Source organism: Nonomuraea sp. NPDC023979 (assembly GCF_040639085.1).
Classification (GTDB): domain Bacteria; phylum Actinomycetota; class Actinomycetes; order Streptosporangiales; family Streptosporangiaceae; genus Nonomuraea; species Nonomuraea ceibae.
The window spans coordinates 15,491-39,300 of record NZ_JBEZZG010000015.1; the positions used below are offsets into that span (position 1 = coordinate 15,491).

Consider the following 23,810-nt stretch of genomic DNA (forward strand, 5'->3'; position numbering starts at 1 on the left):
CCTGTCAGACGACGGCGAGCTTCTCGGCGTAGTGGCAGGCGGCGGCCTGGTCCTCGCCGAGCGGCCGCACCTCGGGCTCGGTCTCGACGCACAGGCTGCGCTCCTCGGCCGTCAGCACGCCCCGGAAGGTCGGGCATCGGGTACGGAACCGGCATCCCGACGGCGGGTCGGCCGGGCTGGGCGGCTCGCCGTCGAGCAGGATGCGCTCGCGCGAGCGTTCGCGCACCGGGTCGGGCAGCGGGACCGCCGACAGCAGCGCCTGCGTGTACGGGTGCGCCGGGCTGGCGTAGACGGCCTCGGCGCGCCCGATCTCGGCGATCCTGCCGAGCTGCATGACGGCGACCCGGTCGGCCAGGTGGCGGACCACGGCCAGGTCGTGCGCGACGAACAGGTAGGACAGGCCCAGCCGGTCCTTCAGCGCGCCGAGCAGGTTGAGCACGCCCGCGCGGATCGACGTGTCGAGCGCGGAGACGGGCTCGTCCAGGACGAGCAGCCGGGGTTCGAGGGCGAGCGCGCGGGCGATGGCGACGCGCTGGCACTGGCCTCCGGACAGCTCGCGCGGGTGGCGGGCGGCGCAGGCGGGGTCGAGCCCGGCCAGGGCGAGCAGCTCGGCCACCCGGCCCTCGGGCGCGCCCCGGCGGTGGGCGCGCAGCGGCTCGGCGAGGATGTCGTGGACGGTCATGCGCGGGTCGAGCGAGGCCGCCGGGTCCTGGAAGACCACCTGCATGTCGCGCCGGATCGCGGCGCGCTGCGCGGGCGTGAGCCGGGCGGTGTCGCGGCCGAGGACGACGATGCGGCCCTCCTCGGGCCTGGCCAGCTCCAGGATCTGCGTCAGCGCCGTGGTCTTGCCCGACCCCGACTCGCCGACGAGGCCGAGCGTCTCGCCCTCGCGGATGTCGAAGCTGATCCCGGCCACGGCGTGCACGGTGCCGGTCCGCCGCCTGAACAGCGTGCCGCGCGTCAGCGGGTAGCGCTTGACCAGGCCCTCGACCTCCAGCACCGTGCGCGGGCGGCGGGTCACCGGCTCGCGCGGCGGCGCGGGCCGCTCGGCGCCGTCCCGGCGGACGTCGGCCCTGTGCACGTCGGCCCAGCGGATGCAGGCCGCCCGGTGCCCGGCCCCGACCTCGAACAGCGGCGGCTCCCGGTCGTCGCACGCCTCCACCCGCATCGGGCAGCGCGGCGCGAACGGGCAGCCCGGCGGCAGCCTGCCGGGCTCGGGCGGGCCGCCCTCGATAGGCACCAGCGGCCGCCTCCCGCCGCCGTCGACGCGCGGCACCGAGCCGAGCAGGCCCGCGGTGTACGGCATCCGCGTGCGGTAGTAGACGTCGTCCACGTCGCCGACCTCGACCGGGCGGCCCGCGTACATGACCAGGACGCGGTCGGCGAAGCCGGCGACCACGCCGAGGTCGTGGGTGATCAGGACGATGGCGGCGCCGGTCCGGCGCTGCGCCTTCTTGAGCACCTCCAGCACCTGGGCCTGGACGGTGACGTCGAGCGCGGTCGTGGGCTCGTCGCAGATGATCACGTCGGGGTCGTTGGCGACGGCCATGGCGATGAGCGCGCGCTGGCGCATCCCGCCGGAGAACTCGTGCGGGAAGGCGAGCGCGCGGCGGGCCGGGTCGGGGATGCCGACGAGGTCGAGCAGGTCGACGGCCTTGACGGCGGCCTGCTCGCGGGTGACCCGGTGGTGGGCGCGCACCGCCTCGGCGATCTGGTCGCCGACCCGGTAGACGGGCGTGAGCGCCGACAGCGGGTCCTGGAACACCATCGACACGGACCGGCCCCGTACGCGGGCCAGCTCGCGCTCGGAGGCGCCGACGAGCTCGCGGCCGTGCAGCCGCACCGAGCCGGCGACCTTGGCCTCGGGCGGCAGCAGGCCGAGCACGGCGGCGGCGGCCACGGACTTGCCCGCGCCGGACTCGCCGACGATGCCGAGCACCTCGCCGGCACGCACCTCGTAGCTGAGGCCGCGCACGACGGGCACGTCGCCGAAGGCGACCTCCAGGCCGTCGACCTCCAGGACCGGGCTCATCGCGGCCCCTTCGCGGCGGGGTCGAAGGCGTCGCGCAGCGCGTCGCCGGCCAGGTTGACCGCGAGCACGGTGACGACGAGCAGCCCGGCGGCGAACCAGAACGTCCACGGCGCGTAGATCGCGGTCCGGGAGCCGTCGGCGATGACCGTGCCGAGCGACACGTCGGGCGGCTGGATGCCGAGGCCGAAGTACGACAGGGACGTCTCGGCGAGGATGGCGGCGCTGACGTTGACGGTGGCGTCCACGATGAGCAGGGACGACAGGTTGGGCAGCACGTGCGAGAAGATGATCTTCACGGGCGGGACGCCGAGGTAGCGGGCGGCCCGGACGAACTCGCGCTGCCTGAGCGAGATCGTCATCCCCCGGACGATCTTGGCGGTGACCATCCACAGGAACAGCGCCAGCACGATCACGAACAGCGGCCACTGCCCCGCCCCGAACAACGGCGACATGATCGCCAGGACGAGGAAGGCGGGCAGCGCGAGCAGCAGGTCGGCGGCCCAGCCGAGCACCCGGTCGGTCCAGCCGCCGAAGTAGCCGGCGAACGCCCCCGCGAGCGCGGCCAGCGCGGTCGACACCAAGGCGGCGAGCAGGCCGACGATCAGCGACCGCCGCAGCCCGCACAGCGTGACCGCGTACACGTCGGCGCCGGTCTGCAGGGTGCCGAACCAGTGCCGGGGCGACGGCGGCGCCAGGAACGCGGTGAAGTCCTTGTCCGCGGGGGACCACGGGGTGAGCAGCGGCCCGGCGAACGCGAGCGCGAACATCAGCGCCAGCACCGCGACTCCGGCCCGCCCCTGCCGGGAGGCAAGGAAGCGCAGCGCCAGCACGCGCCCGCGGGACGGCGGCGCGGCCACTGCCGGGCCGAGTTCGCCGGCGACCTCCTCCTCCGAGAGCGTCATCCCGCCCTCACCCGGGGATCGAGCGCGGCGTGCAGCAGGTCGGCGGCCAGCGACGCGCACAGCACGGCCAGCGCGGCCAGGCACGAGATCGCCGCGACGGTGTTGACGTCGTTGGTGAAGACGGCGCTGATCAGCCGCTCCCCCAGCCCGTGCCAGCCGAAGATCTTCTCGGTGAAGGCGGCGCCGGTGAGCAGCGTGCCGAACACGAAGGCGAAGTAGGTCGCGACCGGGATGAGCGCGGTGCGCAGCCCGTGGCGGACCAGCGCCCGCCGCCTGCTCAGCCCCTTCGCCCTGGCGGTGCGCAGGTAGTCGGCGCCGAGCACGTCGAGCATCAGGTTGCGCTGGTAGCGGCTGAAGACCGCGATCAGGCCGAGCGACAGCGTCACGGTCGGCAGGATCAGGTGCTGGAGCCGGTCGAGCAGCCCCGCCCAGAGCCCGGCGTCGAGCCCGGCGGACCGCTCACCGCCCACCAGGAGGACCCGGCGGCCGAACAGGTGGTCGTTGGCCCAGGTGCCGCCCAGGATCGCCACGTTCGCCAGCACCACGACGGGGATCGCCAGCAGCAGGTAGGCCAGGCCCGCCGACAGCCGGTCGAACCAGCCGTACTGCCTGGCCGCCGCGGCGGCCCCGGCGGCGACGCCGAGCACGCTGCCGCACACCAGCCCGAGCAGGACCAGCCGCAGCGTGACACCGGCCCGCCGCCGCAGGTCGTCGCCGACCGGCGAGCCCGTCACGCTCCTGCCGAAGTCGCCGCGCAGCACCCCGCCCGCCCAGGTCAGGTAGCGCTCGAACAGCGGCGTGCGGTCGTTCAGGTTGAGCGCGGCGAGCTGGGCGTCGACGGCGGCGGGCGGCGGCTGCGGGGTGCGCCCGGCGTAGTTGGCGCGCGGGTCGAGGGCGGCGGCGGCCAGCAGGTAGGCGAGGCTGGCGGCGACGGCGGCCAGCACGACCGAGCCGAGCAGCCTGCGGGCCAGGAACCCCGCCATCGTCCCCCCTTACGAACGGCGTGTGGCCATCGTGCTACATTCCGCGACCATCCGGGCGCAGGCACATGTCAAGGGGGCGTCTGGTTAACGTCCGGAAAGCCCTGGTCAGACCCCTCGGCGGGGCGGTCAGCGGCCGGAGAGCTCGTCGACCGCGGTGCGGACGTCGTCGCTGGTGATCGTGGTGAGGTCGGCGGAGCTGGCCGACTCGCCGCGCGAGGCCAGCGCGGCCAGCCGCACGTCGCGGCGCATGGCCGCGCGCTCGAACAGCGACCTGGCGAAGCGGCCGTTGCCGAGCCCGTCGATCAGCCGCTCGCCGCACACCCAGGTGAACACCTCGTCGAGGTCGCCCAGCGCCTCCTCGTCGAACCGGTCGCCCGCCTGCTCGGCCAGCAGCACGGCGATCTCCGACAGCTCGCGCGGCGCGTAGCTGGGGAAGGTCACCCGCTGGTTGAACCGGCTGGCCAGGCCGGGGTTGGAGGCCAGGAAGACGTCCATCTCGCGCTGGTAGCCGGCCAGCACGATGACGAGCCGGTCGCGGTCGTCCTCGGCCCGCTTGAGCAGCGTCTGCACGGCCTCGGCGCCGAACGCGTCGCCGCCCGAGTAACCGGGATTGACCAGGCTGTAGGCCTCGTCGATGAACAGCACGCCGCCGAGCGCCCGGTCGACCAGCTCGTTCGTCTTGATCGCCGTCGCGCCCAGGTGCTGGCCGACCAGGTCGGCGCGGTGCGCCTCGACCACGTCGGGCCGGGCCAGCAGGCCGAGCGCGGCGAACACCCGGCCCACGACGCGGGCGACGGTCGTCTTGCCGGTGCCGGGCGGGCCGACGAACACGAAGTGGCGCATCTGCGGCGGCGTCGGCAGCCCGCGCTCCTGGCGCATCCGGGCCACCTGGAGCTGGGCGGCGATCGCGTGCACCTGCCGCTTGACCGGGGCCAGCCCGGCCATCCTGTCGAGGTCGGCCAGCGCCTCCTCCAGCGTGGGCGTGGCCACGTAGCCGCGGAAGCGGGCCGTCAGCTCGTCGAACGCCTTGGTCACGTCGGCGGTCGTGGTCGTCACCAGGTCCTCGGTGGTCGGAGTGCCGCCCGCGCCGACCACGCGCACGTCACGGGCCTGGGCGGCGGCCTCGACCAGGCTGCGCGCGAACCGGGCGTTGCCCAGCTCGTCGACCAGGCCGCGCCGCTGCACGTCCTCGAACATGCCGAGCAGCGCCGCCCTGGCCTCCGGGCGCATGGTGTCGCCGCGCTGCCGCTGGAGCAGCTCGGTGATCTCGGCCAGCTCCCCGGCGGAGTAGGTGGGGAAGCGCACACGCGTGGCGAAGCGGCTGGCCAGGCCGGGGTTGCTGGACAGGAACGCGGTCATCTCCTGCTCGTAGCCGGCCAGGATGATGATCAGCCGGTCGCGGTCGTCCTCGGCCCGCTTGAGCAGCGTCTGCACGGCTTCCGCGCCGAACCGGTCGGGCTGGCCGTCGGAGGAGTTGATCAGGCCGTACGCCTCGTCGATGAACAGCACGCCGCCGAGCGCCCGGTCGACCAGCTCGTTCGTCTTGATCGCCGTCGCGCCCAGGAACTCGCCGACCAGGTCGGCCCGCTGCCCCTCGACCACGTACGGGGTCTCCAGCAGGCCGAACGCGTAGAAGATCTTCGCGAGGGTACGGGCCACGCTGGTCTTGCCGGTGCCGGGCGGGCCCAGGAAGACGAAGTGGCGGGTGGGACGCCCGGCCGTGTAGCCCGCCTCGGCGCGCAGCCGGGACGCCTCGATGGAGGCGGCGATCGAGCGGACCTGCTCCTTGACCGGGGCCAGCCCGATCATGCCGTCGAGCTCGGCCAGCGCCTCCTCGACGGAGATCTGCGGCAGCGCGGGCGCCTTGTCGGCCACCGGCTCCGGCCTGCCCTCGCGCGCCCGTACGCGGACCTGCTCCTCGGCGGTCAGCTCGGACCTGGCGCGGCGGGCCAGCAGGAAGCGGTAGCCGAGCACGGCGGCGGCGGCGCCGTAGGCGACCCAGACGGCCAGGCTCTCGGAGACCAGCGAGACGGCGGCGGCCAGCGCCCCGGCGGGCACCAGCGCCAGCAGCGCCGTCACCCAGGGCGCCACCCACCGGATCAGGTGCGCCCCCGCGGCCACCGGCAGCGCCAGCAGCAGGAGCAGCGTCGCGGTGAACGGTGCCTGAAACAGCACTTCGAATACGGGCAGCAGGCACGCCCATGCGGCCACCACCAGCAGCGTCGCGGCAGCGCGCGGGAAGTGCAGCGCCAGCGCGACGAAAGAGAGCACCGCAAACGTGATCAAGAAGGTCTTGTCCGGCGCGCCACCGAGCGCCACCGACAGACCGACGGAGCCCACCAGGACGACCACGTACATCACCCGGCGGGCGGCCGGCGGAAGCCGGAAATAGCGCACGCGCACCTGTTCGAACAGATCCCGCACCGCGGCCCGCCCCGCCGCCCGGGTCCTGCTGGACTCCTGCATCACGCCTCCCCGGTCCGCCCCTGGTTATACCGCACCGGGCCGTCGATTGGGCGGACCTGACACGCTAGGTGGAGCTGACGAAAGCGGCGATGTGCCGGCCGAGTTCGGCGCCCGCGTCCTCCTGGAGGAAGTGGCCGGCGCCCGTGATGACCGGATGGGCGCGGCCGGCCGCCCCCGGCATGGACCGGCGCAGGACGGGCGCCATCCCGGCGGTGATCGGGTCGCCGTCGGAGAAGGCGACGAGAAAGGGCCGGTCAAGCGTGGTGAGGACCTGCCAGGCGGCGCGGTTGGCGGCCGAGGCGGGGTTGTCCGGCGCGTACGGCACGAGGCCGGGCATCGCCCGTGGGCCCGCTTTGTACGACTCGTCCGGGAAGGGGGCGTCGTAGGCGGCGCGTACCTTCGGCGGCAGTTTCGTGGCGCAGCCCGATTGGACGAACCTGGCGATGTCCAGCTCCGGCGCGGACGCCACCGCGTCCTTGAACCGGTGCCACACCTCCGGCATGGGATTGTCACCCGTCGGCAACCCCGTGTTGGCGGCGACGATCCTGGCCACGCGTCCGGGGTGCTCGGCGGCCAGGCGCAGGCCGATCAGCCCGCCCCAGTCCTGGCCGACGAGGGTGACGCCGGTCAGGCCGAGCGCGTCGTACAGCAGGGCGCGCGTCCACTCGACGTGCCGGGCGTAGCTGTGGTCGCCCTGTTCGGCCGGTTTGTCGGAGCGGCCGAAGCCGATGAGGTCCGGCGCGATCGCGCGCAGCCCGGCGGCGGCCAGCTCGCGCATCACGTCGCGGTAGAGGTACGACCAGGACGGCTCGCCGTGCAGGAGCACCACCGGCTCCCCGTCGGCGGGACCCGCCTCGGCGTAGGCCATCCGCAGTCCGTCGCCCACGTCGGCGTAGCGGGCCTCGTACGGGAATCCGGGCAGATCGGCGAATCGGTCGTGGGGGGTGCGGAGGATTCGCATAGAACAAGATTCTATGCAGCGGCCCCAGCGCCGCCCAGGGATCGGGCCGCGAACGGTATTCCGGATCAACCGATACCGCTACACCCATCGGGTGACATGGCCTAAGCTGCCACGCAAGTTCATGCGGGCCCGCTTGCGCACGGATCGGCCTGCAAGGAGGTCCATGACCGTCACCCAGGCCGCGCCCCTCGCCCGCCGCGCCGACCACGAACCCCGGGACAACCGCTGGGCCGTCCTGGTCCTGCTCTGCCTGAGCCTGCTGCTGATCACGGTCGACGCCACCGTCCTGCACATCGCGGTCCCCGCGCTCACCGCCGCCCTGGAGCCGTCGGCGGTGCAACTGCTGTGGATCGTGGACGTCTACTCGCTGGTCGTGGCCCCGCTGCTGATCATGTTCGGCTCGCTCGGCGACCGCTACGGGCGCAAGCGGCTGGTGCTGGCGGGGTTCGTGCTGTTCGGCCTGGCCTCGGCCGCGGCGGCCCTGTCGACCACGCCGCTGGCGCTCATCCTGTCCAGGGCGGCGCTCGGCGTCGGCGGCGCGATGATCATGCCGGCCACGCTGTCGCTGATCCGCCAGGTGTTCACCGACCGGCGCGAGCGGACGATCGCGCTCGGCGTGTGGAGCGCCGTGGCCGCCGCGGGGGCGGCCGTGGGCCCGCTGGTCGGCGGCCTGCTCGTCGGCTGGTGGTGGGGCGCGGTCTTCCTGGTCAACGTGCCGATCCTGCTCGTGCTGCTGCCCGCCGCCGTGCGCCTGCTGCCGGAGTCGCGCGGGCGCGCCGGTCACCCGTGGGACGCGCCCAGCGCCGCGCTGTCGGTGCTGGGCATCCTGGCGCTGGCGTTCGGGCTAAAGGAGGCGGGCTCGGGCAGCCTGATGCCGTTCGGCGCGGCCGTGGCGGTGTTCCTGACCGGGGTGGCGCTGCTGGTGTGGTTCGTCAGGCGGCAGACCCGGCTGGCCGCGCCGCTGCTGGAGGTCGGCCTGTTCCGGCGGCGGGCGTTCACCACCGGGGTCGCCGGGGTGCTGCTGGGCGTGTTCGCGCTGGTGGGGCTGCAGCTCATGCTGGCGCAGTACCTGCAGCTCGTGCTGGGCGACAGCGAGATCCGGGCGGCGCTGCGGATGCTGCCGCTGGTCGTCTCGGCCGTCGCCGGCGGGCTGGCGGCGGCGCACCTCCTGCCCCGCCTCGGCATGCGCGCCACGATGAGCGGCGGCCTCGGCCTCGTCGCGCTCTCCCTGACCCCGACGCTGACCTGGGGCGTCGAGAGCCATCCGGTCATGCTGGCCTGCTGCTTCGTGGGCATCGGGTTCGGCGTCCAGGTCGCGCTGCTGGCCGCGTCCGACACGATCATGTCGGCGGCCCCCGAGTCCCAGGCGGGCGGCGCCGCCGCGATCGAGGAGACCGCCTACGAGCTGGGCGCCGGTCTCGGCGTCGCCGTGCTCGGCACGATCACCACCATCGTGTACGCCCCCGCGCTGCCGGCCGTGCCCGGCGTCCCCGGTGCGGACATGGACCAGGCCAGGCAGTCGCTCGCCGGCGCCGCCCACGTGGCCGACCGGGTCGGCGGCAGCGCCGGCCACGCGCTGCTCGACGCGGCCCGCTGGGCCTTCGTCAACGCCCTGCACACGACCGTGGTCGTGAGCGTCGTCCTGCTCAGCCTGACCGCCGTCGCCGTGGCCATGCTGCTGCGCCGTGATTGAGGTGTGTGATGTCCCGATTAGGGCAGACAACAACCGTGAGACAGGCCCTCCGTGATCTCGCCGCGCTCGTCGCCCGTGTGGGCGTGGGCGGCATCTTCTTCGCCAACGGCTGGCGCAAGCTGGAGATCGGCCTGGCCCAGACCGGGATCCAGTTCCAGTCGCAGGGCGCCCCCGCACCGCGGGCCTGGGCCACGATCACCATGATGACCGAGCTGATCGGCGGTGCGCTGCTGATCGCCGGGTTGTTGGTGTCGGTGATGGGGCTGATCCTGTTCGCCGAGGCCGTGGCCGTGCTGACGGTCGCGCCGCCGCTCAACCCGATCACGGTCAACGAGCTCATCCTGCTGGGGGCGACCTCGCTGCTGCTCGCCGTGGTGGGCGCGGGGCGGCTCTCGGTGGACCACATGGTGGTGATCCGGCGCAGGGAGTCGGAGGCGGCCGGCGAGTTCGCGGCCGACCAGGAGGCCGACGCGGTCATCGCCAGCCTGCGCGACCCTGACGCCCCGCCGCGCCCGTCCACCCCCTCGCACCCGACCACTCCATCGCGCCCGGCCACCGCGCCGGAGCAGGCCGACGACCCCGCGCCGCCGCCCAGGACACCGCCCAGGACGCCGCCCGCCGCCAAGGGCGCGCCGGCGGCCAGGGGCAAGCCCTCGGCCGAGCCCGCGCCGGACGACACGGCTCCGCACCCGCGACCCGGCCGCACGAACCCCGATCCCGCCGGTGAGCCCGGCTCCTCCCCCGGCGACACGCTGGTGGCCGGGCGGAAGAAGCCGCCGACGCGGGGCCGCCGGACGACCTCGGCCGACTAGGCGGCCGGCGCCGGGGCGCGCTTCTTGAGCGGCCTGATCACGCCCTGGGTGAGCGCGATGGCCGCCAGGATGATCAGCGCCCCGACCGGCTGGTTCCACGTCAGGCCTTCGTCCAGCACGAGCACGCCCGACAGCGCCGCGAACACCGGCAGCAGGTACGTGACGGTCGAGGTCGTGGTCACCCCGGCCTGCTTCTGCACCCAGTAGAGCAGCAGGTACGCCACCCCGGTGCCGAGCCCGCCGAGCGCCAGCAGGCTCCACCAGACGTCCGCGGTCACGTCGGTGTCGACCAGCGGCACCCCGGCCAGCAGCGTGATCACCCCGAGCTGCGCGGTCCCGCTGAGGAGCTGCCCGGTGGCCAGCACGACCGGCGGCTCGCTGCGCCGCCCGGTGACGAACCGCCCCAGGTACGCGCCCCCGATCCCGTAGCACAGGGCAGCTCCGAAGCAGGCGAGGCTGCCGCCGAGCTGCCCGCCGCTGATCGGCTGCCACACGCCCAGCACCACCATCACGCCCGCGAACCCGGCGCCGAGCCCGGCCATCCGCCCGGCGGTCGGCTTCTCGGCCCGCAGCAGCAGCGTGAAGGCCAGGGTGCACAGCGGCGTGGTCGCGTTCCAGATCGACGCGACGACGGAGGACACGTACTGCTCCCCGTAGGCGAACAGCGTGAACGGGAGCGTGGTCAGCACCACGGACGCGACCTGGAAGTGGCCCCACAGCCGGGGGTCGCGCGGCAGCGCGCGGCGGCTGACGGCCAGCGCGGCGAGCAGCACGGCGGCGCCGACGGCCATCCGCCCGAACGACACCTGCAGCGGATGCAGCTCGGTGACGGCGACCTTGATGAAGAAGAAGCTGTTCCCCCAGACGGCCGCCAGCACCAGGAACGCCGGCAGCCACCTCCCTGCTCCGTTGCCGCGCACCCGCGCCCTCCCTGTCATCAGAACCAGGAGGAGCGTAACGACCCACACAGATCCAAAACGATAGGGATATTTCCCTATTTATGGTCGCGCCACAGCGCCCTCAGGCACTGGCGCCGGCCATGACGCGGTCGACGATGCCGCGGGTGCCTTCCTGACGGGCGCAGTGGGCGCAGCAGTACCAGTGCTCGCCGGACTGGACGCCGTGGCCGATGACCTTGGTGCCGCAGTGCTCGCAGATCGGCGCCATGGCCTGGATCGCGCACTGGAAGGAGTCGAACGTGTGCACCGCGCCCTGGGCGTGCACCTCGAAGGACATGTCGTAGTCGTTGCCGCAGTTCTCGCAGACGGCCATGGTGATCCCCCTTGATCTCGGAGCGCCGGTGGCATTCCGCGCTCAAGGGTTTCCTCTCCCCGATGCGGCGCCCTATTCAGGACCCTGGGAAGCGACGGCCAGGACGACCAGCGGCAGCGCCAGCAGCCCGATGGCCGCGAGCGCGGCGGGCAGGCCGAGCCAGGCGGCGAGCGCGGCCATGAGCAGCGGGCTGACCACGAAGCCGGTGTAGGAGATGGCCGACAGGGCGGAGACCTGCGTGCCGGTGGGGTCGCCGGCTGCGGCGCGGCTGAGCATGGCGGGCACCACCGGGCCCAGTGCCAGCCCGGTCAGCGCGAACCCCGCCAGCGACAGGGCGGGCGTCCCGGCCAGGCCCGCCAGCGCGATGCCGCCGCCTCCGCCGAGGCCCGCCACCAGGTAGAGGACGCGCTCCGGCAGGCGCGGGAGGGCGTGCACGAGGAGCCGGCCGGCGGTGAGCGCGGCCATGTAGGCGGCGGGTGCGGCGCCGGCCAGCAGCGGCGAGGCGCCCTGGTGGGTCTCCAGCAGCAGCGCCGACCACTGCTCGACGGCGTTCTCGACGGCGAGCACCCCGGCCGCGAGCACGCCGAGCACGACCGCCGCCGTCCAGCGCCGCCGGTGCCCGTCGCCGCCGGAGGGGGCCGGGCCGCGGCCGGGCGGCAGGGCGAGCGCCGTCGCCGCCGCGGCCAGCATGATCGCGGCGGCGGTCACCAGCACCGCCGTCGTCCCGGCGCCGAGGTCGCGGGCCAGGCCGGTGGCGGGCGCGGCGACGATGACCGCGACGGGGAAGGCGGCGTGCACCGGCTGGAAGAGCCCGCGCCCGCTCTCGCGCTCGGCCCGGCCGGTGGCCAGGTTGAGCGCGATGTCCAGCGCGCCGCTCGTCGCGCCGACCGCGAGCAGCGCCGCCGCGAGCTGGGCGGGCGTGTCGACCCGGCCGACGGCCAGCACGCTCAGCGCGAACAGGGCCGAGCACAGCGCCAGCGCGCCCCGCTCGCGCCCCCGGGCCAGCCGCCCGGCCAGCGCCATCGCCGGGATCGCGCCCACCGGCGTGGCCGCCAGCGCCAGCCCGAGGCCGGCCGTGGACGTGCCGAGGTGCTCCTTGACCGCGGGCAGCAGCGCCGACCAGGACCCCCAGAAGACGCCCCAGGCCGCGCACACGGCGACGAGCGGCGGGAGCGGATTTCTCATCCCCTGGATTGTCACATCCGGCCGCCCGGAACCGTCATCGTGCACGAACCCGCCCGATTCCGGAGGTGTGCGCTGACCCAGCGGCCCTCTCCGCCTGCGCGCCGCCCGGCAGCCCCTAGAAAGGGGCGCGGACCCGCAAATGCCTTGAGCGGCCCCGCAAGCGGGCGCTAGGTTGTCGGCAACCACCCGTCAAGCGGCACGGCGCACACTCGCGCTGTGACCACCGGGGAAGGGGCCGACGATGCGACGAGTGCGGATCAGCAAGCCGGCGAGCAGCCGGCGCCCGGACCAGAACACGGATCAGAACGCGGACCAGAACACGGACGCCGACCTGCGGACTCCGTCAGGCCGCCGACTTCCCTACTGACACACCGCTTACACCCGTCTTACAGAGGTATCTGTAGATAACATAGGTAACAAGAACATCACGGGGGGCTCACGTTGAAGAGGCTAGTGGCAGTGCCGCCGCGCGTCGCCAGGCACAAGATCCGCGACATCGGCTCGGCAGGCCGCCGCCATGTCCAGGGACGCGATCCCAAGGTCGTCGACCTGCGCGCCTACACGGGCCGCAACGTGATCCGCTTCCCCGGCGGCCCGGCTCCGGCCGCCTAGCCGTAGAGCTTCTTGGTGTAGGAGGCCTCCGCGTAGTAGGACTCCAGCTCGGCCAGCGACTCCTGCGTCACCTGCACCTCCTTGACGAGGGCGGCGTGGGAGGGCAGCGGGTCGGGGCCCCACTGCTCGGGCTTCCACAGGGCGCTGCGCATGAGCGCCTTGGCGCAGTGGAAGAAGATCTGCTCGATCTCCACGACGAGCGCCAGCTTCGGCCGGTGTCCCTTGACGATCATCTCGTCGAAGAACGGCGCCTCGCGGATCAGCCGGGCCCGGCCGTTGACGCGCAGCGTCTCGTTGCGGCCCGGCAGGAAGAAGATCAGCCCGGCGTGCGGGTTGGACAGGATGTTGCGGAACCCGTCGGCCCTGCGGTTGCCGGGGCGATCGGGGATGGCGATCGTGCTGTCGTCGATCACATACGTGAATCCGGCGGGGTCGCCCTTGGGCGAGACGTCGCAGTTGCCGTCGGCGTCGGAGGTGGCGATCAGGCAGAACGGTGAGGCCGCCAGCCACTGGCGGTCACGTTCGTGCAGGCGGGTGCGCTCCTTGGTGGCCGCTCGCGGCATCACCTCGCCCAGCAGCTCGCGCAGCTCGTCCTCAGACCGGATCTCCGCCCAGCTCATCTGTTCTCCCTTCGGGGGCCGGCGACCATTGTCGCAGGGCCCCTCACATCACCAGCGGCGGGCCGCCGCCATCGCGTTGAGCAGCGGGTCGCGCTCGGCGGCGAACCGGTCGGGCGGCGGGTGCTCCCGTTCGGCGCGCAGGTGGAGCATGACGAGCTCGGTGGCCGCCTGCTGGTAGTCGCTCATCGCGCGGCCGAGCCCGGCGGCCCTGGCCTGGCGGCGGGCGGTCCGGCGGGCCGGGATGCTGGTCAGCATGCGGATGTCGGCGTCGGTGACCAGCCCGGTCCGCTCGTAGCCGGGCAGGTAGGCGCCCATCCGGGCGACCAGGTGGCGGCGCTCGCGCGCGGTGATCCCGATCAGCGCGACGAGCGCCACCATGATCACCAGGTACGCGCCGCCGAGCCAGGCGAGTGAGCCCGTGACGGCCGCGCCGTTCCAGAGCCCGTGCAGGAAGACCGCGCCGAGGTAGCCGAGCGGGATCGCGGCGTAGCGGGCGGCGTTGCGCCGGGTCAGCGCGTACGCGACCCCGACCCCGATGAGCGAGGTGTAGATGGGGTGCCCGAGGGGGTCGATCAGCCCGCGGATCACGAAGAGCTGGAGGGCCGCGCCGACGCCCTCCTCGCCGAACGCCGTCAGGTAGTAGCCGACGTTCTCCACGGCGGCGAATCCGAGTCCGGCCATGGACGCGTACACGATGCCGTCGGTCAGCCCGTCGATCTCCCGGCGGCGGCGCAGGAGCAGCACCAGCGCCGCGCCCTTGAGCGCCTCCTCGATCACCGGCGCGAGGAAGACGGCGCCCATCGCGTCGACGGTCTGCGTGCCGTAGCCGGCGCGGGCGAACAGCGCCTGCCCGGCCACGGTGAGCGCGATCGCGATCACCACGGCCACGCCGGCGCCCCAGGCGAAGGCGAAGGCGAGGTGGAGCTTGGGCTCGGGCTCCAGCCGGTCGAGGGAGAGCACGGCCGCCAGCAGCACGGGCAGCGGCGCCACGGCCAGCACGGCCGACAGGCCGAACCCGGCGGGACCGCCGGCCACCAGCAGCACCACGAGCACGCCGAGCGCCAGCAGGCTGGAGATCACCAGGGCGATGATCAAAGCTTTGCTGGGACGCTGGGCGAGCATGACGGAGCGTGTCGGAACGGTCATGCACCCACTATGGCGGGCCCGGTTGCCGTTCACTTGCGGGGTAGTGAGTGGTCATGAGGATGTTGTATGAGCGTTGGCTGCTGGAGATGTGGAACGGCGATTTCGAGCTCGCCCACGAGCTGGTCACCCCGGACTTCGCCGGGCACTGGCCGGGCCGGGAGGTGCGCGGCCCGGCGGAGCTGGTGGAGGTGCTGCGACAGGGGCACGAGCCGTTCGGCGACGTGTCCGTCACGCTCGACGTGGGGCCGGTGGTGGACGGCGACCTGGTGGCGGCCAGGTGGACGTTCGCCGGCTCCTACCGGGGCGGCATGCCGGGCGCGTCGGCGGCGCCGGGCACCCGGATCGCCTTCAGCGGCCACGATCTCCTGCGGGCCGAGGGCGGCCGGTTCGCCGAATACTGGATCATCTCCGACGTCCAGACTTTCGCCAGGCTGCTCGGCATGGGCTGACCCCTTGCCAGACGGGTCAGAGAGGCTTACGATCCGCGTAATTGTTAGGAAACTTTCCTTAAAGAAGGGTTCCGTACGTGCGCCGATTAGCCGCCCCCCTGATCGCCGTGCTCGTGATCGTCGCCCTGTGCGCTCTTCCCGCGCAGGCAGCGAGCCGCCTCGTCGCCGTCTTCTCCCTCTCCGGCACCACCGGGACGTTCGTCGTCAGCAACCCCGGCACGACCTCCGTCACCGGCTGGTCGATCGTCTTCGACCTGCCCGCCGGGGTCACCGCGAGCAGCCCCCAGAACGCCACCCTCCGCCAGACCGGCACGAAGGTGACGCTCACCCCCGCCTACTACATCAACACCATCCAGCCGGGCCGCAACACCGAGCCGTTCAGCCCCAAGTTCTCGCTGAGCGCGGCCGCCCAGCCCGCCAACTGCACGATCAACCGGGCCAACTGCGACGGCACCGGTGAGGAACCGCCCGCCCCGCCGCCGGTCAGCGCCACGTACGAGGTCACCGGCAGCTCGGCCAAGTTCGTCGTCGCCAACAACGGCACCGCCGCGCTGAACGGCTGGTCCATCGTCTTCGACCTGCCCGAGGGCGTCACCGCGAGCAACGCGCAGAACGGCTCGCTCAGCCAGACCGGCCGCACGGTGACCCTCACCCCCGCCCACTACAACACCAACGTCGCGGCGGGCGGCACCACCGAGCCCTACAGCCCGGCGTTCACCGTCAGCAGGTCAGGCGCCGAGCCGACGAGCTGCCGCATCAACGACGTGAACTGCGACGGCACCCCCGACGCGCCGCCCGGCGCGCCCGGCAACCTGCGCTCCCCGGTCAAGACGACCAAGACCGTCTCCCTGGCCTGGGACGCCGCCACCCCCGGCAGCCTGCCGATCACCGGGTACGAGGTCTACAACGGCACGGAGCGGGCCACCACGGTCACCGGCACCACCGCGACCATCACCGGCCTGACCCCCAACACCTCCTACACGTTCACCGTCAAGGCCAAGGACCGCAAAGGCACGCTCTCGCCGGCCTCCTCGCCGGTGACCGTGCGGACCAACAACCCGGCGGACGACACCCAGGCGCCCACCGCCCCGGGCAACCTCCGCAGCACCGGCAAGACCTCCTCCAGCGTCACGCTCGCCTGGAACGCCGCCACGGACAACTCCGGCGTGGCCAGCTACGAGGTCTACACCGGCACCACCCTGGCGACCACCGTCACCGGGACCACCGCGACGGTCTCCGGGCTGTCGCCGTCCACCAAGTACACGTTCACGGTCAAGGCCAGGGACCTGTACGACAACATGTCGCCGGCCAGCGCCGCCGTCGAGGTGACCACCGCGGACATCGTCGAGAACGGGCACGCCCGCGTCGGCTACTTCGTCCAGTGGGGCATCTACGGCCGCCAGTACTTCGTGCGCAACCTCGACACGAGCGGGGCCGCGGCCAAGCTCACCCACATCAACTACGCCTTCGCCAACATCGACCCGGTCAACCTGACCTGTCTGCAGGGCGTCACCAAGGGCACCACGCAGAACCCGCAGGACCCCAACCAGGGTGACGGCGCCGGTGACGCCGAGGCCGACTACGGCAGGCCGTTCAGCTCGGCGCAGTCGGTGGACGGGGTGGCCGACACCGGATGGGAGAAGCTGCGCGGCAACTTCAACCAGCTCAAGAAGCTCAAGGCCAAGCACCCGCACCTGAAGGTGCTCATCTCGCTGGGCGGGTGGACGTACTCGAAGTACTTCTCCGACGTCGCGGCCACGGACGCGGCGCGCAAGAAGTTCGTCTCGTCCTGCATCGACATCTACATCAAGGGCAACCTGCCCGTGTACAACGCGGCGGGCGGTCCGGGGACCGGGGCCGGCATCTTCGACGGCATCGACCTCGACTGGGAGTGGCCGGGCGCCGAGGGGCACCCGGGCAACCACATCAGCCCGCAGGACAAGGAGAACAACACGCTGCTGATCGCCGAGTTCAGGCGGCAGCTCGACGCGCTCACCCAGACCACGGGCAAGCGTTACGACCTGACGGCCTTCACCCCGGCGGACCCGGTCAAGATCGAGGCCGGCTGGGACCTCCCCGAAGTCGCGAAATATCTGGACATCTTCAACGTCCAGGGCTACGACTTCCACGGGGCCGGCAGCGACAACTCCTGGGAGCCGAACCGAACCGGCCACCAGGGCAACCTCTACCTCGACGCCGACAGCCCGTACAACCCGGACTTCAGCGTGGAGAAGGCCGTCGACGTCTACCTGGACGCGGGGGTCAACCCGAGGAAGATCACCATCGGGCTCGCCTACTACGGCCGCGGCTGGCAGCAGGTCGCCGACGGCGGCAAGTTCGGCGAGTGGCAGTCGGCCGTCGGGGCCGCTCCCGGCCAGTTCCAGGAGGAGGCCGGCACCCGCGGCTACAGCAACCTGCTCGCCTCGGTGCCCGGCTGCACGGTCAGGCACGACGAGGCCGCGGTCGCCACCTACTGCTACACCGGCAACAACGGGCAGTGGTGGAGCTTCGACGACGTCTGGTCGATCCAGAAGAAGACCGCCTGGCTCAAGAGCAAGGGCCTGCTCGGCGCGATGGTGTGGGAGATGTCGGGCGACACCGCCTCCGGCACCCTCACCAACGCGCTGGACGCCGGCCTGCGCCAGTAGAAGCGTGCCGGTGGCGGGTGAATTCCGGGCACCCGCCACCGGCCGTCCGCTCGTGCGAGAGTCGGAGGCATGGACCACCTCGCGCACTTCCGCAAGGAGACCACCGCCTTCGCCGCCGCCGCCCGCTCAGCCGGTGCCGCCCTGGTGCGGACCTGCCCCGGCTGGGCGGTGGCCGACCTCGTCCGGCACTTGGGCGGCGTGCACCGCCACGTCGCCCACCTGATCGCGAACCGGCTCACCGAGCCGCCGGCCTCGCCCGGCCCGGCCGTCCTCGCCCTGCCCGCCGACACCACCGGCTGGCCCAGGCCCGGCCACACCCCCACGACCGGCCCGCTGCCGGACAGCCTGGTCACCTGGTTCGCCGAGGGCGCCGCCGCCCTGGCCGGGCAGTTCGCGAGCGCCGGGCCCGGCACCCGGGTGTGGACGTGGTCGCAGGACCAGAGCGTCGGCTTCTGGCTCCGCATGCAGGCCATCGAGGCCGCCGTCCACCGCTGGGACGCCGAGGACGCCGCCGCCCCCGCCACCGCCCGGCCCGTGGACGGCTCGCTGGCGGCCGACGCGATCGGACAGACCTTCGAGGTCATGGCCCCGCTGCGCCGGGCGATGGCGCAGGCTCCGCCGGGCACGGGCGAGACGTACGCCTTCCGCCGCGGCGACGGGCCCGGCACGTGGACGGTCCGCTTCGACGGCGACGACGTGCGCCTCACCGAGGGGCCCGCCGACGTGGAGCTCAGCGGCACGGCCTCGGACCTGATGCTCTGGCTGTGGCAGCGCGTCAGCGCCGACCGGCTCGCGGTGCGCGGCGACCGGGCCCTGCTCGAGCGCTACTTCACCCTCGTCCCGCCGCTCTGAGCGCCCGCGCCCGCATGGGCCGGGGACCCGGGCGCGCCCGGATCCCCGGATGTCGTCAGCTGCAGCCGCTGGTGGAGCCGCAGCCCTCGCAGACGTAGCAGCTGCCCGCCGGGCGCATCTTGGTGCCGCACGTCATGCAGAGCGGGGCGTCGGCCGTGAAGCGCTGGTGGCTCTCCAGCGTCAGCTCCTTGGACGGCTCCGGCTTCGGCTTCTCCTCGATGGGCGCCGACTGGGCCAGCGCCTCGCGGTCGACCGTCTCCTGCAGCGCCGCCGGGTCCTCGCCGCGCTGCTGCGCCGCCCGCTCGGCCGCCGAGAAGATGCCCAGCGCCGCCCGCTCCTCGTAGGGCAGGTGGTCGAGCGCCAGGCGGCGGAAGATGTAGTCCATCACCGACGTGGCCATCCGGATGTCCGGGTCGTCCGTCATGCCCGCCGGCTCGAACCGCATGTTGACGAACTTGCTCATGTACGTCTCCAGCGGCACCCCGTACTGGAGACCGATGGAGATCGCCACCGAGAAGGCGTCCATGACGCCCGCCAGCGTGGAGCCCTGCTTGGACATCTTGAGGAAGACCTCGCCCAGCCCGTCGTCCGGGTAGGACGAAGCGGTCATGTAGCCCTTGGCGCCGCCGACCGTGAAGCGGGTCGTGGTGCTCGGCCGCTGGTTGGGCATCCGGCGCCGGGTCGGCCGGTTGACCTCGATGACCTTGACCTCGGGCTCGGCGTCCGGCTTGGCCTCGTCCTTCTTGGTGCCGCCGGCCGACAGCGGCTGGCCGACCTTGCAGTTGTCGCGGTAGACGGCCAGGGCCTTGAGACCGAGCCGCCAGCCCTCCATGTAGACCTGCTCGATGTCGTCGATCGAGGCCGACTCGGGCAGGTTGACGGTCTTGGAGATGGCGCCCGACAGGAACGGCTGCGTGGCGGCCATCATCCGCACGTGGCCCATGGGCGCGATCGCCCGCTCGCCCATCGCGCAGTCGAACACCTCGTAGTGCTCGTGCCGCAGGCCGGGGGCGTCGACGACGTGGCCGTGCTCGGCGATGTACTCGACGATGGCCTCGATCTGCTCCTGCTGGTAGCCGAGCTGCCGCAGCGCACGCGGGATCGTCTGGTTGACGATCTGCATGGAGCCGCCGCCGACCAGCTTCTTGAACTTGACCAGCGCCAGGTCCGGCTCGATGCCGGTGGTGTCGCAGTCCATCATCAGGCCGATGGTGCCCGTCGGGGCCAGCAGGCTGGCCTGGGCGTTGCGGTAGCCGTTCTTCTCGCCGACCTTGAGGCACTCCGACCACTGGCGGGTCGCCTCGGCGTGGATCTTGGCGTCCATCGAGCCGATCGTGCGCAGCCCGTCGTTGGCGGAGGCGTGCTTGCGCATCACGCGCTTGTGCGGCTCGGCGTTGCGGGCGTAGCCGTCGTACGCGCCCACGACCCCGGCCAGCTCGGCGCTGCGGCGGTAGGACACGCCGGTCATCAGCGACGTGATCGCCCCGGCCACCGCCCGGCCGCCGTCGGAGTCGTACGCGTGGCCGGTCGCCATCAGCAGCGCGCCCAGGTTGGCGTAGCCGATGCCGAGCTGGCGGTAGGCGCGGGTGGTCTCGCCGATCTTCTCCGTCGGGAAGTCGGCGAAGCAGATCGAGATGTCCATCGCGGTGATGATCAGCTCGGTCAGCTTGACGAAGTTCGCGACGTCGAAGGAGTTGTCGTCCTTCAGGAACTTCAGCAGGTTGATGCTGGCCAGGTTGCAGGAGGAGTTGTCCAGGTGGACGTACTCGCTGCACGGGTTGGAGGCGGTGATGCGACCGGTCTCGGGGGTGGTGTGCCAGTCGTTGATCGTGTCGTCGTACTGCACGCCCGGGTCGGCGCACTCCCACGCGGCCTTGGCCATCTTGCGGAACAGGTCGCGGGCGTCGACGGTCTCGATCACCTCGCCGCTGAGGCGGGCGCGCAGCCCGAACTCGCCGCCCTTCTCCACCGCGCGCATGAACTCGTCGGAGACGCGCACCGAGTTGTTGGCGTTCTGGTACTGGACGGAGACGATGTCCTTGCCGCCCAGGTCCATGTCGAACCCGGCGTCGCGCAGCGCGCGGACCTTGTCCTCCTCGCGCGCCTTGGTCTCGATGAACTCCTCGATGTCGGGGTGGTCCACGTCGAGCACGACCATCTTGGCGGCCCGGCGGGTGGCGCCGCCGGACTTGATCGTGCCGGCGCTCGCGTCGGCGCCGCGCATGAACGACACGGGGCCGCTGGCGGTGCCGCCGCTGGAGAGCAGCTCCTTGGACGAGCGGATGCGCGACAGGTTGACGCCCGATCCGGAACCGCCCTTGAAGATCACGCCCTCTTCCTTGTACCACTCCAGGATCGACTCCATCTGGTCGTCCACGGAGAGGATGAAGCACGCCGACACCTGCTGCGGCGACTGGGTGCCCACGTTGAACCAGACCGGCGAGTTGAAGGCGAACACCTGGTGGATCAGGGCGTGCTTCAGCTCGTGGTCGAAGATCTCGGCGTCCTCGTCGGTGGCGAAGTAGCCGTGCTCGACGCCCGTGCGCGTGTAGACGCCCACGACGCGGTCCACGAGCTGGCGCAGGCTGAACTCGCGCTGCGGGGTGCCGACGGCGCCGCGGAAGTACTTGGTCGTCACGATGTTGGCGGCGTTGACCGACCAGAACTCGGGGAACTCGACTCCCCGCTGCTCGAAGTTGACCGAGCCGTCGCGCCAGTTGGTCATGACGACGTCACGGCGCTCCCACGTCACGTCGTCGTACGGATGCACGCCGGGCTTGGTGAAGATCCGCTTCATCTTCAGGCCCTTGCGCGGGCGCTTTCCACCGTTTCCTCCGCGCGTGACTGAACCGCTGGCCGTCTCCGTCATGACTCCCCCTTCTCCGCCTTCAACTGAGAGATCTCGGCTTCGAAGTCCGCCAGGCTTTCGAAACCGCGATATACCGATGCGAAACGCAAATAGGCCACCTCGTCGAGCGCGCGCAGCGGCCCGAGGATCGCCAGCCCCACCTCGTTGGAGGGGATCTCCGCCGCACCCTTGGCGCGGATGGCCTCCTCCACGCTCTGGCCGAGCTGGGCCAGCGAGTCCTCGCTCACCGGCCTGCCCTGGCAGGCCCGCCGCACGCCCGCGACGACCTTGTCCCTGGAGAAGGGCTCGGTCACCCCGCTGCGTTTGCTCACCATGAGGAGTACGGTCTCCTGGGTGGTGAAGCGTCGCCCGCAGTCGGGGCACGTGCGACGGCGTCTGATCGCCGCGCCGTCCTCCGTGGAGCGGCTGTCGATGACCCTCGTGTCGGGGTGGCGACAGAACGGACAATGCACGCGCGTACGCCTCCTCGGACCCCGGGTCACCACATGCGCCGAACCCGCGCCCCGGTACGCTCGCGCACACTCCACGGCTGTCCGTGGAGCGGTCGCGTAAACACAAGGTGTGGTGAACTACATCGGTGTAACTACTAGATGTTGTGGTCCAACCGTAGAAGCGCGCGACCATGAACGCAAGTTGAGCGACCCCCCGCCGCGGAAGTCGCTGATCAGGCGCGGCACTGCCGCCCTCCCCGGGCGTGTCGCCCCGGCGGTGTCACATCCGTCACCGCAGCGGTCCCCTGTCACGCCGTTTGCGCCCCCGCTCGCGCGTGAACCAGCGTCACACCGCTTCCCCCGTGTGACGCTCTCACCCCTCAGTTCACGGCGACGCCGGCACGTACAACTTGGTGCCCGTCCGGATGAGCGAATCGGGCAACCCGTTGAGCCGCCGGATCTCCGCCACGATCGCCATCGGGTCCTCGCCCTCCCCGGCCATGGCATCGGCGATCGTCCAGATCGTGTCGCCACGCTGCACCTCGATCCACGGCGCGCCGACCTGGGCCGGGGTCGCGGGCTCGGCCTCCGCCATGCTCGCCGCCCGCGTCCCCAGCCAGAACCCGGCCAGCGACAGCAGCGCCACCCCCATCACCAGCACCGCCCTCCCCCGCCGCGTCAACCGCACCGGCACCCTCTCCCCCTGCCGCGCCGCCTTGCCTCCTGGCCGCACCGCTTTGCCTCCTGGCCGCACCGCCTTGCCTCCCCGCCGTACCGCTTTGCCTCCCCGCCGTGCCGCCTTGCCTCCCTGTCGCGCTGAAGCCTTGTCCCCGCACTGCGCCGACGCCTCGCTCCCCCACCACGCCGAAGCCTTGCCCGCTCGCCTCACCTGCGCCCTGCGCCCTCGCCGCCCCGGAGCCGCGTCCCCCTGCCGCCCCGGCACGCTCTTCTCCCCGGAGCGCCACGCCGCCCCGTCCGCCGAGCGTCGCGCGGCACCCTTGCCCGAGCCCTGCACGAGCACCATGCCCGGCCGCCCCGGGGACGCCGCGCCCTCCGACTTCACGAGCCGCACCGGTGCACCGCCGCGCCGCCGCGCCGCCCGTACGCCTCCTCGAACCCTTCGACCCTCTCGGCCCGTACGGTCCGTCCCGTCGGCCCCCACCTCGGCCCGGGGCGGCGGCACCAGCCACAGCCGAGGCCGCTCCCCAGCGCCCCCGCCCGCACGCCCACCCGCGCGCTCGCCCGCGCCAGGCCCGCCCGCACCACGACCCGCCGCACCGGGGTCGTCCGCGCCCCGTCCCGCCACGCCAGGCCCGCCCGCGCCCCGTCCCGCCGCGCCGGGGTCGCCTACGCCACGCCCCCGCGCTTGCCCACGCTCCCCCATGCCACGACTCCCTGCCGATCCGCGCTCCCCAGCGCCACCACCCGCGGAGCCGGTCACGCCACGGCTCCCCGAACCTCCCGCCGAACGGCCGGCGCGCCGAATGCCCTCCCCGTCCCCGTATGACCGCCCAGCGCCTCCCCCGCGAGTTCTCGAACGCCCGCTCACCTTCCCCCTCGCCCGTCCCCCGGCCTCCCCGCCCCCTGCCTCCGCGTCGCCGCCCCTGGATTCCCCGTGCGCCCGGGCGGGGCGTCTGTCCTGGGTGGCGTCGGCGATGAGGGTGAGATGATTGACGTCGTCGCTGGTCGCGTCTGTGATTGTGGTCGTTCGCACGATTGACCTCCCGCCGTCGCGGCCCGCGAAACGGGCCACATAAAGATCGGCATATCGAACACGATGTCGATCGAACTCCCGTACGATGTTGTACACCACGCCGCGACCGATTTCGAGGAAGACTCGAACAATTGTTTGAAGATGATCTTCAAGAGCGATACGG

General features: G+C 72.6%; 20 protein-coding genes. 6 read left to right on the forward strand and 14 right to left on the reverse strand.

Annotated elements, in window-relative coordinates; translation table 11 throughout:
* Nucleotides 1-4: 4 nt before the first annotated feature.
* The 5 genes from AB0G11_RS25040 to AB0G11_RS25060 all read right to left on the reverse strand — a co-directional run bounded on the left by AB0G11_RS25040 (nt 5) and on the right by AB0G11_RS25060 (nt 7,344).
* Nucleotides 5-2,032: an ABC transporter ATP-binding protein gene (locus tag AB0G11_RS25040; protein WP_219510294.1), complete on the reverse strand. Its 2,028-nt coding sequence runs from the start codon at nt 2,030-2,032 to the stop codon at nt 5-7.
* Nucleotides 2,029-2,934: an ABC transporter permease gene (locus AB0G11_RS25045; protein WP_357588540.1), complete on the reverse strand. Its 906-nt coding sequence runs from the start codon at nt 2,932-2,934 to the stop codon at nt 2,029-2,031. The genes AB0G11_RS25040 and AB0G11_RS25045 overlap by 4 nt, the downstream gene beginning before the upstream one ends.
* The gene (locus AB0G11_RS25050) at nt 2,931-3,917 is read right to left on the reverse strand and encodes an ABC transporter permease (RefSeq protein ID WP_219510296.1); all 987 of its coding nucleotides are present in this window, start codon (nt 3,915-3,917) and stop codon (nt 2,931-2,933) included. Before AB0G11_RS25050 ends, AB0G11_RS25045 begins: the two co-directional genes overlap by 4 nt.
* 126 nt (nt 3,918-4,043) lie before the next feature.
* Nucleotides 4,044-6,383 (reverse strand): AAA family ATPase, encoded by a 2,340-nt coding sequence (locus tag AB0G11_RS25055; protein WP_357588542.1) that lies wholly within the window; start codon nt 6,381-6,383, stop codon nt 4,044-4,046.
* 64 nt (nt 6,384-6,447) lie between these two features.
* Nucleotides 6,448-7,344 carry a haloalkane dehalogenase gene (locus tag AB0G11_RS25060; protein ID WP_357588544.1) on the reverse strand — a complete coding sequence of 299 codons (897 nt, stop codon included), beginning with the start codon at nt 7,342-7,344 and terminating at the stop codon, nt 6,448-6,450.
* Between the two features lie 163 nt (nt 7,345-7,507).
* Between AB0G11_RS25060 and AB0G11_RS25065 the strand changes: the two genes are divergently transcribed.
* Entirely contained in the window at nt 7,508-9,037 is a 1,530-nt protein-coding gene (locus AB0G11_RS25065; RefSeq protein ID WP_219510300.1) for an MFS transporter, read from the forward strand.
* A gap of 35 nt (nt 9,038-9,072) precedes the next feature.
* Nucleotides 9,073-9,849, forward strand: a complete 777-nt coding sequence (locus tag AB0G11_RS25070) for a DoxX family membrane protein (RefSeq protein ID WP_357588546.1) — start codon at nt 9,073-9,075, stop codon at nt 9,847-9,849.
* On the opposite strand, the gene AB0G11_RS25075 is transcribed toward AB0G11_RS25070, so the two are convergent.
* The 3 genes from AB0G11_RS25075 to AB0G11_RS25085 form a co-directional block, all read right to left on the reverse strand.
* Nucleotides 9,846-10,769: a DMT family transporter gene (locus tag AB0G11_RS25075; RefSeq protein WP_308125900.1), complete on the reverse strand. Its 924-nt coding sequence runs from the start codon at nt 10,767-10,769 to the stop codon at nt 9,846-9,848. The two genes, AB0G11_RS25070 and AB0G11_RS25075, sit on opposite strands and share 4 nt — an antisense overlap.
* Before the next feature lie 100 nt (nt 10,770-10,869).
* A complete protein-coding gene (locus AB0G11_RS25080; RefSeq protein WP_219508345.1) occupies nt 10,870-11,121 on the reverse strand; it encodes a hypothetical protein in 252 nt (83 codons plus the stop codon).
* 72 nt (nt 11,122-11,193) lie between these two features.
* On the reverse strand, nt 11,194-12,306 hold the full coding sequence (locus AB0G11_RS25085; RefSeq protein WP_357588548.1) for an MFS transporter: 1,113 nt from the start codon (nt 12,304-12,306) through the stop codon (nt 11,194-11,196).
* 453 nt (nt 12,307-12,759) lie between these two features.
* Between AB0G11_RS25085 and AB0G11_RS25090 the strand changes: the two genes are divergently transcribed.
* Entirely contained in the window at nt 12,760-12,918 is a 159-nt protein-coding gene (locus AB0G11_RS25090; protein WP_357588550.1) for a hypothetical protein, read from the forward strand.
* Here the strand turns inward: AB0G11_RS25090 and AB0G11_RS25095 are convergent.
* Nucleotides 12,915-13,538, reverse strand: coding sequence for a pyridoxamine 5'-phosphate oxidase family protein (locus AB0G11_RS25095; protein ID WP_219508343.1), 624 nt, complete (start codon nt 13,536-13,538; stop codon nt 12,915-12,917). The genes AB0G11_RS25090 and AB0G11_RS25095 overlap by 4 nt on opposite strands.
* A gap of 48 nt (nt 13,539-13,586) precedes the next feature.
* Complete coding sequence (locus tag AB0G11_RS25100; protein ID WP_357588552.1) at nt 13,587-14,684, reverse strand: PrsW family intramembrane metalloprotease; 1,098 nt, start codon at nt 14,682-14,684, stop codon at nt 13,587-13,589.
* Between the two features lie 53 nt (nt 14,685-14,737).
* On the opposite strand from AB0G11_RS25100, the gene AB0G11_RS25105 reads away from it, so the two are divergent.
* From AB0G11_RS25105 to AB0G11_RS25115, 3 genes are all read left to right on the forward strand, one after another.
* Nucleotides 14,738-15,133 carry an ester cyclase gene (locus AB0G11_RS25105; protein WP_219508341.1) on the forward strand — a complete coding sequence of 132 codons (396 nt, stop codon included), beginning with the start codon at nt 14,738-14,740 and terminating at the stop codon, nt 15,131-15,133.
* A gap of 77 nt (nt 15,134-15,210) precedes the next feature.
* Nucleotides 15,211-17,781, forward strand: coding sequence for a glycosyl hydrolase family 18 protein (locus AB0G11_RS25110; protein WP_357588554.1), 2,571 nt, complete (start codon nt 15,211-15,213; stop codon nt 17,779-17,781).
* Between the two features lie 69 nt (nt 17,782-17,850).
* The gene (locus AB0G11_RS25115) at nt 17,851-18,633 is read left to right on the forward strand and encodes a maleylpyruvate isomerase family mycothiol-dependent enzyme (protein ID WP_357588556.1); all 783 of its coding nucleotides are present in this window, start codon (nt 17,851-17,853) and stop codon (nt 18,631-18,633) included.
* A 55-nt stretch (nt 18,634-18,688) separates the two neighbouring features.
* Here AB0G11_RS25115 and AB0G11_RS25120 read toward each other — a convergent pair whose 3' ends face one another.
* The 4 genes from AB0G11_RS25120 to AB0G11_RS25135 form a co-directional block, all read right to left on the reverse strand.
* Nucleotides 18,689-21,502 carry a vitamin B12-dependent ribonucleotide reductase gene (locus tag AB0G11_RS25120; protein WP_219508338.1) on the reverse strand — a complete coding sequence of 938 codons (2,814 nt, stop codon included), beginning with the start codon at nt 21,500-21,502 and terminating at the stop codon, nt 18,689-18,691.
* The gene (gene nrdR, locus AB0G11_RS25125) at nt 21,499-21,954 is read right to left on the reverse strand and encodes a transcriptional regulator NrdR (RefSeq protein WP_219508337.1); all 456 of its coding nucleotides are present in this window, start codon (nt 21,952-21,954) and stop codon (nt 21,499-21,501) included. Before nrdR ends, AB0G11_RS25120 begins: the two co-directional genes overlap by 4 nt.
* Before the next feature lie 364 nt (nt 21,955-22,318).
* Nucleotides 22,319-22,666: a LysM peptidoglycan-binding domain-containing protein gene (locus AB0G11_RS25130; protein WP_357588558.1), complete on the reverse strand. Its 348-nt coding sequence runs from the start codon at nt 22,664-22,666 to the stop codon at nt 22,319-22,321.
* Nucleotides 22,667-22,992: 326 nt separating this feature from the next.
* The gene (locus tag AB0G11_RS25135; protein WP_357588559.1) at nt 22,993-23,211 is read right to left on the reverse strand and encodes a hypothetical protein; all 219 of its coding nucleotides are present in this window, start codon (nt 23,209-23,211) and stop codon (nt 22,993-22,995) included.
* Nucleotides 23,212-23,810: the final 599 nt, after the last annotated feature.